The organism is Azospirillum sp. FG154 (genome assembly GCF_057809575.1).
The window spans coordinates 25,743-38,767 of record NZ_JBMDKF010000031.1 but is presented as its reverse complement, the minus strand read 5'-3'; the positions used below and the strand labels follow the sequence as shown (position 1 = coordinate 38,767).

13 protein-coding genes are annotated in these 13,025 nt (G+C 67.5%); 9 read left to right on the top strand and 4 right to left on the bottom strand.

Annotated features, from left to right (window positions below; genetic code table 11):
- Window positions 1–54 precede the first annotated feature (54 nt).
- The 4 genes from ACODS4_RS24735 (at window position 55) to ACODS4_RS24720 (ending at window position 3,497) form a co-directional block, all read left to right on the top strand.
- Window positions 55–264: a hypothetical protein gene (locus ACODS4_RS24735; RefSeq protein WP_488868332.1), complete on the top strand. Its 210-nt coding sequence runs from the start codon at window positions 55–57 to the stop codon at window positions 262–264.
- Window positions 265–379: 115 nt separating this feature from the next.
- On the top strand, window positions 380–2,020 hold the full coding sequence (locus ACODS4_RS24730; protein WP_488868331.1) for a hypothetical protein: 1,641 nt from the start codon (window positions 380–382) through the stop codon (window positions 2,018–2,020).
- Window positions 2,021–2,076: 56 nt separating this feature from the next.
- On the top strand, window positions 2,077–3,078 hold the full coding sequence (locus tag ACODS4_RS24725) for a glycosyltransferase family 2 protein (RefSeq protein WP_488868330.1): 1,002 nt from the start codon (window positions 2,077–2,079) through the stop codon (window positions 3,076–3,078).
- Window positions 3,075–3,497 (top strand): GtrA family protein, encoded by a 423-nt coding sequence (locus ACODS4_RS24720; protein ID WP_488868329.1) that lies wholly within the window; start codon window positions 3,075–3,077, stop codon window positions 3,495–3,497. Before ACODS4_RS24725 ends, ACODS4_RS24720 begins: the two co-directional genes overlap by 4 nt.
- 42 nt (window positions 3,498–3,539) lie before the next feature.
- Here ACODS4_RS24720 and ACODS4_RS24715 read toward each other — a convergent pair whose 3' ends face one another.
- Window positions 3,540–4,529 carry a CorA family divalent cation transporter gene (locus ACODS4_RS24715; RefSeq protein WP_488868328.1) on the bottom strand — a complete coding sequence of 330 codons (990 nt, stop codon included), beginning with the start codon at window positions 4,527–4,529 and terminating at the stop codon, window positions 3,540–3,542.
- A gap of 219 nt (window positions 4,530–4,748) precedes the next feature.
- Between ACODS4_RS24715 and dapF the strand changes: the two genes are divergently transcribed.
- From dapF to ftsY, 3 genes are read left to right on the top strand one after another with little or no spacing between them, the layout of a single operon-like run.
- Window positions 4,749–5,585 (top strand): diaminopimelate epimerase, encoded by an 837-nt coding sequence (gene dapF / locus ACODS4_RS24710; protein WP_488868327.1) that lies wholly within the window; start codon window positions 4,749–4,751, stop codon window positions 5,583–5,585.
- Window positions 5,582–6,856, top strand: a complete 1,275-nt coding sequence (mtaB, locus tag ACODS4_RS24705) for a tRNA (N(6)-L-threonylcarbamoyladenosine(37)-C(2))-methylthiotransferase MtaB (RefSeq protein ID WP_488868326.1) — start codon at window positions 5,582–5,584, stop codon at window positions 6,854–6,856. Before dapF ends, mtaB begins: the two co-directional genes overlap by 4 nt.
- Before the next feature lie 12 nt (window positions 6,857–6,868).
- Complete coding sequence (gene ftsY, locus ACODS4_RS24700; protein ID WP_488868325.1) at window positions 6,869–8,026, top strand: signal recognition particle-docking protein FtsY; 1,158 nt, start codon at window positions 6,869–6,871, stop codon at window positions 8,024–8,026.
- A gap of 30 nt (window positions 8,027–8,056) precedes the next feature.
- On the opposite strand, the gene ACODS4_RS24695 is transcribed toward ftsY, so the two are convergent.
- Together ACODS4_RS24695 and ACODS4_RS24690 are read right to left on the bottom strand one after the other, a co-directional pair.
- The gene (locus ACODS4_RS24695; RefSeq protein ID WP_488868324.1) at window positions 8,057–8,935 is read right to left on the bottom strand and encodes an HpcH/HpaI aldolase/citrate lyase family protein; all 879 of its coding nucleotides are present in this window, start codon (window positions 8,933–8,935) and stop codon (window positions 8,057–8,059) included.
- Between the two features lie 102 nt (window positions 8,936–9,037).
- Window positions 9,038–9,496 (bottom strand): hypothetical protein, encoded by a 459-nt coding sequence (locus ACODS4_RS24690; protein WP_488868323.1) that lies wholly within the window; start codon window positions 9,494–9,496, stop codon window positions 9,038–9,040.
- 66 nt (window positions 9,497–9,562) lie between these two features.
- Between ACODS4_RS24690 and ACODS4_RS24685 the strand changes: the two genes are divergently transcribed.
- On the top strand, window positions 9,563–9,796 hold the full coding sequence (locus ACODS4_RS24685) for a hypothetical protein (RefSeq protein WP_488868322.1): 234 nt from the start codon (window positions 9,563–9,565) through the stop codon (window positions 9,794–9,796).
- Window positions 9,793–10,653 carry a pyridoxal kinase PdxY gene (gene pdxY / locus ACODS4_RS24680; protein ID WP_488868321.1) on the top strand — a complete coding sequence of 287 codons (861 nt, stop codon included), beginning with the start codon at window positions 9,793–9,795 and terminating at the stop codon, window positions 10,651–10,653. Before ACODS4_RS24685 ends, pdxY begins: the two co-directional genes overlap by 4 nt.
- 18 nt (window positions 10,654–10,671) lie before the next feature.
- Here the strand turns inward: pdxY and ACODS4_RS24675 are convergent, their stop codons facing one another.
- Window positions 10,672–12,861 (bottom strand): ATP-binding protein, encoded by a 2,190-nt coding sequence (locus ACODS4_RS24675; protein ID WP_488868320.1) that lies wholly within the window; start codon window positions 12,859–12,861, stop codon window positions 10,672–10,674.
- Window positions 12,862–13,025 lie beyond the last annotated feature (164 nt).

Sequence of the window (13,025 nt, the reverse complement as noted above, 5' to 3'; positions counted from 1 at the left end):
GACGGGGGGCGTCGGCGGGCGGATCATTCGGGTCCACAAACGGGAGCGGCGGGCATGGCGGCGGTGAAGCGGTCCATCGGGCGGATTGTGGCCCGGCTGCTGGGCGGGGCGTTGCTGGTCTTCAGCGCGCTGACCGTCTGGGGATATTGGGCCTACAGCGACGGCAAGGGCGGCGAGGCGTTCGTCATGATCCTGCTGGCGTTGGGGCTGCCGTCTTTCCTGGCGGGGGCCGCGATTCTGTGGTTGGCGCGCGGGCGGCGGTAGGACGGCCCCCATCCGACGAACCCGGCGCAGCCCCGCCTGAAGCACGGCGGGCTTGCGGCGGGATGGTCGGTGGCCTACCAAGGGGGCAGCCGCAACAGCCCGCGTCCGCGCCATCATGCAGCCCCTGGTTCCGCCCGACGCCGACGCCCGCCGCGCCCGCCTGATCGGCAGGCTGTTTTTGCTTCTCGCCCCGTTGGCCTATGGCGCGTTGACGCTGGCGTTCGGCATGGACGCCAATTGGGATTTGCGGAATTACCATTGGTACAACGGCTACGCCCTGCTGACCGGGCGGATCGACGGCGATCTGCTGCCCGCGCAGATGCCGACCTTTTACAACCCGGCGTTGGACGCGCTGTTTTACACGCTGGCCAACGGCTTGCCCGCGCGCGTCGCCGGGTTCGTCTGGGGCGCGATCCAGGGCGTGAACCTGTCCTTGCTGTTCCTGCTGTCGCTGGCCTGCCTGCGCGGGGACTCGCCGCTCCGCCACGTGGTCGCGGCGATGTTGCTGGCGGCGATGGGGGGCTTGGGCGGCGGCACGCTGGGTCTGATCGGCACGACCTTTCACGACAATCTGGTCAGTCTGGGCGTGTTGGCGGCCCTGGTCATCGTCGCGCGCGGTTTGCCGGGGCTGTTGAGCGGGCGGTTGGCCCCAAGCTTTGGCCGGGTGGCGCTGGCCGGGCTGTTCGCCGGGGTGGCGATGGGCTTGAAGAATCCGACGGTGATCTACGCGGTCGGCCTGTGTCTGGCCTTTCTGGCGCTGCCCGTCCATCCCTGGCGCCGCCTGTGGTTGGCCTTCTTTTTTGGCCTTGGCGTGTTGGCCGGGCTGGGGCTGGGCGGCGGCTTCTGGATGGCGCATCTGTGGCATGATTATGGGAATCCGGTGTTCCCGCACATGAATCACCTGTTCCGCTCCCCCTTCGCCGCGATCTCCGACTATGTGAATGTCAGCTTCTTCCCGCCGTCGCGCTGGGAGCGGCTGTTCTTTCCCTTCACCTTCACCTTCGCCCCGCTGACGGTGGGCGAAGTGCCGTGGTTCGATCTGCGGGTTCTGGCGCTGTTCGTGCTGATCCCGCTGGGGACCGTCGCCGCGCTGGCGATCCGCCGCATCCGCCCGGCGAGCGCGTGGCTGACCGAAGCGCCCGCGACCCGCTTCCTGCTGACCGCGTTGGCCGTCACCTACGCGCTGTGGGTGGCGATGTTCTGCATCTACCGCTACCTCGTGCCGGTGGAGATGCTGGCGCCGCTGGCGTTGGTGATGGCGGTTGGTATGCTGCCGCTGTCCCGCCGCTGGGCGATCCGCCTCGCCATCCTTCTGTTGCTTGTGGTGCAGGTCACGGCGCGACCGGCGGACTGGGGCCGCGTGGCGTGGCCCGACCCGGACGGCCCTGGCCGCTGGGTGACGGCGGAGGTTCCGCCCATCGAAGACCCGGATTCAACCATGGTGCTGATGGGCGGCTATTGGGCGATTTCCCACGTCATCCCGTCGTTTCCCGCGCGGTTGAGCTTTGTCCGCATCCAGTCGAACTTCTTGCAGCCGGATTCGGTCGGCAACGGCTATCTCGCCATCCTGAAGGACAAGATCGCCTCCCATCGCGGGGCCTTCCTGATGCTGAGCACGATTCCCGACACGCCGGGCGCGGCCAAGGCGGCCTTGCGGCTTGGCCTGCGCCTGGACCCGGAAAGCTGCCGCCCGGCGCCGAACAATCTGGGCGAAACGCTGAACCTTTGCGCGGTTGCGCGGGTTGCGGTGGAATAAGCCTTCGCTTTGTGCTGTTTATCCCGTCACCGCCATCGTCCGAAGCGTTCCGCACCATGAGCCTCGCCTTGACCGACACTGACCGTTCCGCCTCGCCGTCGCCGACCGTCGCCGTTCTGATCCCCTGCTACAACGAAGAGGCGGCCATCGCGTCGGTGGTGCGCGACTTCCGCGCGGCGTTGCCCGACGCGACGGTTTATGTCTATGACAACAACTCGTCCGACCGGACCATCGCGGTGGCGCGCGCCGCCGGGGCCGTGGTCCGCAGCGAGCCGTTGCAGGGCAAGGGCAACGTGATGCGCCGGATGTTCTCGGACATCGAGGCCGACGTCTATGTGCTGGTCGATGGCGACGACACCTACCACGCCGCCTCGGCGCCGGAGATGGTCAAACGCCTGTGGGACGATCAGCTCGACATGGTCAACGGCGCCCGCGTGACGGAGATCGTCGCCGCCTACCGCCCCGGCCACCGGCTGGGCAATCTGGTTTTGACCGGCATGGTCGCCAACATCTTCGGCAACCGCATCGGCGACATGCTGTCGGGCTACCGGGTGTTCTCGCGCCGCTTCATCAAATCCTTCCCGGCGCTGGCCAGCGGGTTCGAGACGGAAACCGAGTTGACCGTCCACGCGCTGGAACTGCGCATGCCCATCGCCGAGGTCAAGACCCCCTACAAGGATCGACCGCCCGGCTCGCACAGCAAGCTGAACACCATCCGCGACGGCGTCCGCATCCTCAAGACCATCATCATTCTGGTGAAGGAGGAACGGCCGATTCCCTTCTTCGTCGGCATCTTCGGCCTGTTCGCCCTTCTGGCGCTGATTCTGGCCTGGCCCTTGATGATGACCTACGCCCACACCGGACTGGTGCCGCGTTTGCCCACCGCCGTTCTGTCCATGGGCCTGATGCTGCTGGCCTTCCTCAGCCTGACCTGCGGCTTGATCCTCGACACCGTCACGTTGGGGCGGCGCGAGGCCAAGCGCATGCGCTATCTGTCGATTCCGGCGCCGGGGAATCACCCGCCGCTGGCCGCGAACGGCGGGGGCCGCGCGCCGTGATCGCCGGGCTTCTCGACAGCCCGCTTGGACGCTTGGCGGTTCAGTTCGGCAAGTTCGGCGCCGTCGGCGTCGTCGGCCTGTTGGTGGACACGGCGGTGTTGTACGCCGGGTTGGCGGTTGGCTTGGAGTTCTTCGCCGCCCGCGTCCCGTCCTTCTTCGCCGCCGCGACGGCCACCTGGATTCTGAACCGTCGATTCACCTTCAAAGGCGCGGCGGATGAGCCGCTGCGTCGGCAATGGGCCAAATTCATCGCCGCCAACGCCTTTGGCGGCGTGGTCAATTACGGCGTGTCGGTCGGGCTGGAGGCCGGGGTGGATGTGGTCGCCGCCCACCCCTTCCTGGCGGTGGCCGCCGGGTCCATTGCGGGCATGTTCTTCAACTTCGCCGCGTCCAAGCATCTGGTGTTCAAAGGGGCGTGAGCGGGCAGGGCGTGAAGCGGGCGGGGGGCAAGCCTGAGCGCTTCACCGGCGTGGCTTGACCAGAAACCACATGCCGATCCCCGACACGACGATCAGCGCCATCACCCACCAGAACGCCGATTCATGACCGCTGACGCCGGGAACCCCGGCGACGTTCATGCCGAAGACGCCGGAAATCAGCGTCATTGGCGCGAAGACCACCGTCACCCAGGACAGGACGAACAGGCTGCGGTTCTGCTCCTCCGCCATGCGGGCGGACAATTCGTCCTGCAACACCTTCGTGCGGTCCTGCAAGGCTTCGATGTCGTAGAGCACGTCGCCCAGCTTGCCGGTGGCGTTCAGCATCCGGGCCATGCCGTCCTCGCCCGCCCACGGAATTTGGGCTTGGGTGACGCGGCCCAACGCTTGCCGTTGCGGGGCGACGTGGCGGCGCAGATGCACCACCATGCGGCGGACCTGCCCCAAGCTGCCGCGCCCGGTGTGGAAACGTTCGGCGAGGATGGCGTCTTCGGTGCGGTCAACCTCTTCGGCCAGCTTGTCGGACACGCTGTTCAGCGTGTCGGCCAGATACTCGACCAAATCGGCCAGCAACTCGGCGGTGCTGTCGAATTGTTGGCCGTCGTCCAGCGCCCGGCGCAGACGGTCGGTCGCCTTCAGCGGGTGGCGGCGGCAACTGATGATGTGGCGGGCGTTGACGAACAATCGCAGGGTGCCGATGTCGGTCGGCTCGTATTTCAAATCATAATGAATGTCGCTGAGCACGGTCAGCAGCCCGTCATCGACGCTTTCCACCCGCGTGCGGGTGTCCTTGCCCTCCAACAGAACCTCGCGGACGAACTCGTCCAACCAGTCCTGCGCCGCCAGCCAATGGCGCGCCCGTTGGCTGGCGAGGTTGAAATGCAGCCACAGCAGCCCGTCCGGTCGGGCCAGCATCTCCGGCACGTCGTCCATGCGGATGGGCGTCGCCCGACCGTTCAGGGGAATGTGATAGCCGCAGATCAGATCGACATCGTTGGACACGAACGACGGCATGCCGACGGCTCCCTGGACAAGCGTGACGGGAAAGGCGTGATGGGAAAGGCGCGCCGTTTATAGGCCGGCTGTGTGACGGATTTGCTGTCGCGGCGGCGGGTTGCCGGACTCCGGGCGCGACGACCCCGCGTTTTGGCATGGGAGACGCTCCGGCGCCGGATCGGCGAACGGGCTTGCCGATATGGACTCTTGCCCGCCGCTCGCCATATAAGGGCTGTCATGACGCGCGAATTCCTGAAGATGCATGGGCTTGGCAACGACTTTGTCGTGATCGACGCCCGCAACACGCCCTATCAGCCCAGCGAGGCCGAGGTGCGGGCGATCGCCAACCGGCGGACCGGGGTGGGCTGTGACCAGTTCATCGTTCTGGAACCCTCCGACGCGCCCGGCGCCAGTGGTTTCATGCGCATCCGCAACGCCGACGGCGGCGAGGTTGGGGCCTGCGGCAACGCCTCGCGCTGCGTCGGCTGGCTGTTGATGGAGGAAAGCGGCGGCGACCGCGTCACCTTCCAGACGGCCGCCGGGCTTCTCCACGCCAGCCGCGCCGACAACGGTCGCATCACCGTGGACATGGGACCGGCGCGGCTCGATTGGTCGGAGGTGCCGCTTGCCGGTCCCGCCGACACGCTGCGGGTCGAGGCGGTGGCGCACGCCGGATACGCCGGGCCGGTGGCCGTCAGCATGGGCAACCCACACGCCGTCTTTTTCGTGGACGACGTGAACGCGGTTCCGCTGGAGGACATCGGCGCGGCGTTGGAGAATCACCCCTTCTTCCCCGAACGCGCCAACATCGAATTCGCCCAAATCCTGTCCCCCACCAGCATCCGCATGCGGGTGTGGGAGCGTGGGGCGGGCATCACCCAGGCTTGCGGCAGCGGATCCTGCGCGACCCAGGTCGCGGCGGTGCGCCGGGGCCTGACCGAACGCAAGGCCGACGTGATCCTGGACGGCGGCACGCTGACCATCGAATGGACCGAAGACAACCACGTCCTGATGACCGGCCCGGTGGCCGTCAGCTTCAGCGGACGGCTGTCGGCTGAACAGGTTGCGGAATGAGCGACGACACCGCCCCGCTGATCGCGGCGCGCGACCCGGAAATCGTCACCTTCGGCTGCCGCCTGAACACCTACGAGTCCGAGGTGATGCGCGCCCACGCCCGCAACGCCGGGTTGGAGGACGTCGTCATCGTCAACACCTGCGCGGTGACGTCGGAGGCGGAGCGGCAGGCCCGGCAGACCATCCGCAAGCTGCGGCGGGAACGGCCCGACGCTCGCATCGTCGTCACCGGCTGCGCCGCCCAGATCGACCCGCAGCGCTTCGCGGCGATGCCGGAGGTCGATCAGGTGATCGGCAATCAGGAAAAGCTTCAGGCCGAAAGCTGGGGGCTGCCACCGACGGAAAAGGTGCTCGTCAACGACATCATGTCGGTCAAGGAAACCGCCGGTCATCTGATTGGCGGCTTTGAGGACCGCGCCCGCGCCTTCGTTCAGGTGCAACAGGGCTGCGACCATCGCTGCACCTTCTGCATCATCCCCTTCGGGCGCGGGCCGTCCCGCTCGGTCGCCATCGGCGCGGTGGTGGAGCAGGTTCAGGCTCTGGTCAAGGCGGGCTACAACGAGGTGGTGCTGTCCGGCGTGGACATCACCAGCTACGGCCCGGATTTGCCGGGATCGCCGACGCTGGGGCAGATGGTCCGCCGCCTGCTGGCCTGCGTGCCGGAACTGCCGCGTTTGCGCCTGTCCTCGCTCGACTGCATCGAGATGGACGAGGATCTGTGGCGCTTGATCGAGCATGAGCCGCGCCTGATGCCGCATCTGCATCTGTCGCTCCAGGCGGGCGACGACATGATCTTGAAGCGGATGAAGCGCCGCCACAGCCGCGCCGACGCCGTCGCCTTTTGCCAGCGCGTGCGCAGCCTGCGGCCCGACGCCGTGTTCGGCGCCGACTTCATCGCCGGTTTCCCGACGGAGACCGAGGAGATGTTCGCCAACACCCTGAAGATGGTCGAGGATTGCGGCCTGACCTGGCTTCACGTCTTCCCCTACAGCCCGCGCCCCGGCACGCCCGCCGCGCGGATGCCGCAGGTGGACGGGGCCGTCCGCAAGGAGCGCGCCGCCCGTCTGCGCGCCCTTGGCGCGGAGGCCGAGGCGCGGATGCTGGGCACCCTGGTTGGCCGCGTCGCGTCGGTTCTGGTCGAAAAGGACGATCTGGGCCGCACCGAACATTTCGCGGAAATCCGCCTGGGCGTCGCCCTTCCCCCCGGATCGCTGGTGCGCGCCACCATCACCGGCGTGGCGAACGGCGCGCTGACCGGCACCCCTTTGTAAAGCGGACATCCCATGATTTTGCGCTGGTTCGGTCGCAAGAAGCCCGAAGACGACGCCCGCAAGCCCGACGCTCCGGCGGATTCTCTTCCTTCCGACGATGAGCGTTTGGATGAGGCGGCGGCCGTGGCCCCCGGTGAATCCGCCGTCGAATCCGCGACTCCCGAACCGGAGGTCGCGGCCTTCGTCGAACCGGAACCCGCCGCCGCGCCGGAGCCTGAGCCGGTGATCGACGAGCCGCCGCCGACCAAGAAGGGCTGGTTCTCCCGCCTGAAGGAAGGCTTGGCCAAATCCTCGTCCAAGCTGACCGAGGGCATCACCGGCATCTTCACCAAGCGCAAGCTGGACGACGAAGCGCTGGAGGAGCTGGAGGAGTTGCTCATCACCGCCGATCTTGGCCCGGTCACGGCGGCCAAGGTGACGGCGGAACTGGCGCGCACCCGCTTCGGCAAGGAAATCACGCCGGAGGAGGTCAAGGGCATTCTGGCGGCGGAGATCGCCAAGATCATCAGCCCGATCGCCCAGCCCCTGGTGATCGACCCGGCGCGCAAGCCGCACGTCATCCTGCTGGTCGGCGTCAACGGCACCGGCAAGACGACGACCATCGGCAAGCTGGCCCGCCAATTCCGGGCGGAGGGCAAAAGCGTCATGCTGGCCGCCGGCGACACCTTCCGCGCCGCCGCCGTCAGCCAGTTGAAGATTTGGGGCGAGCGCACCGGCTGCGAGGTCGTGGCGCGCGACACCGGGGCCGACGCCGCCGGTCTGGCCTATGACGCGGTGGAGCGCGCGCGGGCCGAGGGGGTGGACGTGCTGCTGATCGACACCGCCGGGCGCTTGCAGAACAAGGCCGGGCTGATGGACGAACTGCGCAAGATCGTCCGCGTCATCAAGAAGGTGGACGAGACGGCGCCGCACACCACGCTGTTGACGCTGGACGCCACCACCGGCCAGAACGCCCACAGCCAAGTCGAGATTTTCCGCGACATGGTCAGCGTCAACGGTCTGATTTTGACCAAGCTGGACGGTTCGGCGCGCGGCGGCGTTCTCGTCTCGCTGGCCGAAAAATTCAAGCTGCCGGTCCACGCCATCGGCGTCGGCGAAGGGGTTTATGACCTGCGCCCGTTCGACGCCGACGCCTTCGCCAAATCCCTGATGGGGCTGAACGCCGACTGACGGCGGCGCTCAACCCTATTTCTGTGGGGGTTACGCCGCTCCCAAGGCGGCGATGGCCTCGTTCAGGGCCAGCAGACGGCGGGCGTTTTCGACGTGCAGGTTTTCCACCAGCTTGCCATCGACCAGCACCACGCCTTTGCCCTGCGCGGCGGCGTCGGCGTGGGCGGCGATGATGCGGCGGGAGTGGGCGATTTCGTCCGCGTTCGGGCCGAAGACGGCGTTGCAGGCGGCGATGGTCTTTGGGTGGATCAAGGTCTTGCCGTCAAACCCCAGCGCGCGGCCCTGATCGCAGGAAAAGGCGAAGCCCTCGTCGTCGTTCAAATCCAAATGCACCCCGTCCAGCGCCGCCAGCCCATAGGCGCGCGCCGCCAGCAGGCACAGGCCAAGGCTGGTCAACAGCGGCAGCCGGTCGCGGGTGTGGGCGGCGTGCAGATCCTTGGCGAGGTCGGAGGAGCCAAGCACCAGCGCGCCCAAGGCGGGGGAGGCCCCGGCGATCTCCTTGGCGTTGAGGACGCCAAGCGGCGTCTCCATCATGCACCAGATCCGCAGGGACTCCGGCGCCCCGGCGGCGCGCAGCACGGCTTCGGCTTGGCGCACCCCGTCGGCGCTTTCCACCTTGGGCAACAGCACGGCGTCGGCCCCGCTGGTCGCGGCCATCCGCAAATCATCGAACCCCCACGGGGTGTTGAGGCCGTTGCTGCGGACGATCAACTCCCGCCCGCCGTAACCGCCCTCGGCGATGGCCTGGGCGATGGTGTCGCGCGCCAGCGCCTTGGCGTCCGGGGCGACGGCGTCCTCCAGATCCAGAATCAGACCGTCGGCGGGCAGGGCGCGCCCCTTTTCCAGCGCGCGGGCGTTCGAGCCGGGCATGTAAAGGACGCTGCGGCGCGGGCGGACGGTCATGGCCATGGTGATTCCCCGGAAAGCGGATGAGCGGCGGTGCGGCAGGATTAGCCGCGCCGCCCGGCGCTGTCCATGGGGCGAAGGGTCTCAAGCCCGCGTGGGGTGCGTTTACGCCGCGCAGGCCGACTCGCGGAGCAGGGTGGCGGCGGCGCCGCGCGCGCGGGCCATGCGGAAGCGGGCGAAGTCCGGCCACAGCGACGGCGGGCGGTCGCGCTGGCCCCCGCGCAGTTCGGCGGGCGGTCGTCCGGGGCGGAGTTGCAGCGGCGTCAGGGATTCGGCGTCGCCAACGCGCAAACGGTCCACTTGCAAGCAGGCGCAGGACGCGCCGACGCGGGCCAGCAACGGGCAGCCCGCGCAATCGTTGGCGAGAACACGGGCGTGGGGCAGGGGATCGGCGGCGTTGTGGAGAGCGACTGATTCGAGAATCGAAACGATCGAGTCGGCGTGATCGGCGGCGTCGCCGTGAAGATCAATCATGCCATCGGGATGGAGCGTTGCGCCGCCCGACAGCAGGGTGATGGCGCCCGACGCGCGCCGCAGCTTCATCCGCAGGAACTCGATCGCCATGGCCGCGCCCCTTTGCCGTGATTGAATGACAAAAACGGTAAGTCGTGGCGCGGCGGTGAGCCAGCGATGATTTGTTGCAGCGCACAATTTTTTGTGACGAATCCGTCATCGTCGGAACGGCTGATTTGGTCAGAAACCGAAACAATCATTCAGAAAGATATTTCGTTCGACTATCAGAATGATTTCTCACGCAGGATGCCCGGCGCCAATGGCATGGCAGCCATGCGTCTTTCCGCCCATCTCCCCGCCCGCTCCATGGGTTTACCGGCGGCGGCGGGTCGCATAGGCTTTCGCCCATGAAAACCGTCCTCTCGATCCAATCGCACGTCGCTTACGGCTATGTTGGCAACCGGGCTGCGGTGTTTCCGCTGCAACGGTTGGGAATCGACGCCGTCGCGGTGAACACCGTCCAATTCTCCAACCACACCGGCTACGGCGCCTGGACCGGACAGGTCTTCAGCGCCGAACACATCGCCGACGTGGTCGATGGCGTCGCCGCGCGCGGCGTGCTGCCCCGCTGCGACGCGGTGCTGTCGGGTTACATGGGCGACGTCGGGCTGGGGCAGGTGATCGTCGAAACGGCGGCGCGGGTCAAGGCCGCCAACCCGCAGGCGATCTACTGCTGCGATCCGGTGATGGGCGACGTCGGGCGCGGCTTTTTCGTGCGGCCCGGCCTGCCGGATTTCATCAAGAGCCACGCGGTCCTCGCCGCCGATCTGCTGACGCCCAACCAGTTCGAGCTGGAATATCTGGCCGACCGCTCGATCCACACGCTGGATGACGCGCTGGCCGCCACGGCGGCCTTGCGGGCGCGCGGCCCGCGTCTGGTGCTGGTGACGAGCCTGACCCGCCAGGACGCCGCCGCCGACCGCATCGAAATGCTGGTGGATGACAGGGATGGCGCGTGGCTGGTCTCGACTCCGCGTCTGGCGTTGGATCCCTCGCCCAACGGCTCGGGCGACGCGGTGGCGGCGCTGTTCCTCGCCCATTATCTGAAGAATTTTGACCCGGCGGAGGCCTTGGAGCAGGCGGCGGCGGCGATCTACGCCATCTTCGAGACGACCCGGCGGATGGGAACGCGTGAGTTGCAATTGATCGCCGCGCAGGATGACTTTGTAAACCCGCCCCGCCGCTTCGCCGCCACCCGTCTGCGCTGAGGCGGGGCCAAGCGGCGGTTAGGACGCCGCCGCCTGACCGCGACCGTGGCTGGCCGCGCCAAGGGGGAGGATGCGGGCGGGCGGCAAACGGACCGTCATCGTCGTGCCGCCGCCCACCACGCTCTGACAGCTCAGCGACCCGCCATGCAGGTCCAGCAGATTCTTGGAGATTGACAGGCCAAGCCCGGTGCCTTCGTAACGGCGGTTGGCGCTGTTTTCCGCTTGGCGGAAGGCCTGGAACAGATCGGCCATGAAGTCGGCGGGAATGCCGATTCCGGTGTCGGTCACGGTCAACCGCAACCCGCCATCCTCGTCCCGCGCGGCGGCGACCCGGACGCTGCCGCCGCGTGGGGTGAACTTCACCGCGTTGGACAGCAAGTTCAGAATCACCTGTTTGAAGGCGCGGCGGTCCACCCACAGGGTGGCGATGGCGGCGGTCGCCTCGTTGTGAAGCTCCACCCCGTTGGCGGCGGCGCGGTCACGGACCATCATCAGGCATTGCGCCACCGCGTCGTGCGCCTCGACCGCCTCCTCATGCAGCTCGTAATGGCCGGAATCGATCTTCGACATGTCGAGCACGGCGTTGACGATGGACAGCAGATGCTCGCCGCTGTCGTGGATGTCCTGCACGCAGCTTTTCTGTCGGGCGCTCAGTGTGCCGAAGAAATCGGTGGTCAGGATTTCGGCGAAGCCGATGATGGCGTTGAGCGGGGTGCGCAGCTCATGGCTCATGTTCGCCAGGAACTCGCTTTTCGCCCGATTGGCCAGTTCGGCCTGGGTTTTGGAGGCGACGAGTTCGGCCTCCTGCCTCTTGCGGCGGGTCATGTCGCGGATGACGCCGACGAAGACATGGGGAACGCCGCCGTCGGTTTCGCCGCCGGGCGCCTCGGTCGTCGGCTGGGCCAACTGCAACTCGCTGACCATGAAGCCAATGGGAAAGGCGTGGCCATCGCGCCGCAGCGCGGTCAGATCGCGGTCGTTGGCGCTGGACTGGCTGTCGGGAATCAACGCCTCGATCGGTTGACCGATCATCTCGCGTTCGCTGGCGCCGAACATGCGCTCGGCGGCGTGGTTGAAGGTGAGGATCCGACCGTTGGCGTCAAAGGTGACGACGGCGTCCAGCATGGAATCCAGAATGCCTCGGATGTGGCGCGAGGCGGCGGCCAATTGGGCCTGATCCTCCTCCAACCGGGCGTGCTGGCGGACGACGAAGGCGGTCAGCAGGGCGATGGCGATGGTCATCGCCGCGCCGATGGCGGTCCAGGCGGCGGTGTCGCGCCGCCAGTCCGCCAGCGCGTCGCCGCGCGGCAGAGTCGCGGCGACGATGAAGGGGTATCCGGGCACCCGCCGCAGGCTGATGACGCTGTCTTGTTTGTCAGGGGCGAGGGCGCGGATGGTGGCGTCGTCCTTGCCCGCCAGCGCCGCCTCAACGCCGGGCCATTCCGACAGTTGGGTCAGGCTGGCGCGCTCGTCGGGGCTGTGGCGTTCCAGCAGAACGGAGCCGTCGGTCAGGGCCAGAGTGACGCTGCCCATCTGGTCGATCCGCATCGACTCCAACGTCGCCGCCAAGCGGGACGGGTCGATCATGGCGACCAGAACGCCGCCAAAGCCGCCATCGGGGCGCGACCAGCGGCGGCTGAGGGGAATGACGCTGGTTCCCGTCATCACCCGGCTGGCCAGCGGCGCTCCGGCGTACAACCCGCTGTCGGAAAGGATGGCTCCCGGTGTCCGATGCGCGTTGAAATAAGCGCGGTCGGTCAGGGGGAAGGGCGGCGTCGGCGCGTCGGCGGAATGGTGCAGCGCACGGCCCATCGCGTCGATCACCACCAGATCGGCCAACTGCGGAAATCCGTCGCGGCGCTGGCGCAGATGCGCATGAATCGCCGGATCGTCGCGGCTGTGGCCCTGTGGGTGAGCGTTCAGCGCGAAGGCCAGATCGGCGAGAAGCTGATCCACCGCGAACACGGTGCGCAGGGTCTGCGCCTCCAGCATGCGGGCGAGATCGCGGGTGGCGCGTTCGCCAGCGTCCAGCGATTTGCCATGGCGCTGGAGTATGCCGTATCCGATCAGGCTGTTGACGACCAGGATGAAGGCGAAGCCCGAGGCCATCATCAAAAAGCGCACCGACCCCAAGGCCCCGCCCAGCACCGGCAACCGGCGCGTGGTCCGGTGGGGCGGCGGTGTGTCGGTCGATCCGGGATCGTCCATAAGGGCGCGGCGTCCTGCGGGCAACGGGAAACAGGGAGGGAGCGCTGCACTGATTAAAGGAGGGAATTCGGTAAAGAAAGCTTAACCTTGTCGCAGGGTGACGCCGCGCCCGACAGGGGCGCCGCTGGTCAGCCATGCCGTCGTTGCTCCGCAGCATGGCATCG

What these genes read in the sequence shown, in the direction of transcription:
- ACODS4_RS24730 (WP_488868331.1), top strand. Translation starts at nt 380, where the DNA reads ATGCAGCCCCTGGTTCCGCCCGACGCCGACGCCCGCCGCGCCCGCCTG.
- ftsY (WP_488868325.1), top strand. Translation starts at nt 6,869, where the DNA reads ATGATTTTGCGCTGGTTCGGTCGCAAGAAGCCCGAAGACGACGCCCGC.
- pdxY (WP_488868321.1), top strand. Translation starts at nt 9,793, where the DNA reads ATGAAAACCGTCCTCTCGATCCAATCGCACGTCGCTTACGGCTATGTT.
- mtaB (WP_488868326.1), top strand. Translation starts at nt 5,582, where the DNA reads ATGAGCGACGACACCGCCCCGCTGATCGCGGCGCGCGACCCGGAAATC.
- ACODS4_RS24685 (WP_488868322.1), top strand. Translation starts at nt 9,563, where the DNA reads ATGATTTGTTGCAGCGCACAATTTTTTGTGACGAATCCGTCATCGTCG.
- ACODS4_RS24735 (WP_488868332.1), top strand. Translation starts at nt 55, where the DNA reads ATGGCGGCGGTGAAGCGGTCCATCGGGCGGATTGTGGCCCGGCTGCTG.
- ACODS4_RS24675 (WP_488868320.1), bottom strand. Translation starts at nt 12,861, where the DNA reads ATGGACGATCCCGGATCGACCGACACACCGCCGCCCCACCGGACCACG.
- ACODS4_RS24690 (WP_488868323.1), bottom strand. Translation starts at nt 9,496, where the DNA reads ATGGCGATCGAGTTCCTGCGGATGAAGCTGCGGCGCGCGTCGGGCGCC.
- ACODS4_RS24695 (WP_488868324.1), bottom strand. Translation starts at nt 8,935, where the DNA reads ATGGCCATGACCGTCCGCCCGCGCCGCAGCGTCCTTTACATGCCCGGC.
- dapF (WP_488868327.1), top strand. Translation starts at nt 4,749, where the DNA reads ATGACGCGCGAATTCCTGAAGATGCATGGGCTTGGCAACGACTTTGTC.
- ACODS4_RS24715 (WP_488868328.1), bottom strand. Translation starts at nt 4,529, where the DNA reads ATGCCGTCGTTCGTGTCCAACGATGTCGATCTGATCTGCGGCTATCAC.
- ACODS4_RS24725 (WP_488868330.1), top strand. Translation starts at nt 2,077, where the DNA reads ATGAGCCTCGCCTTGACCGACACTGACCGTTCCGCCTCGCCGTCGCCG.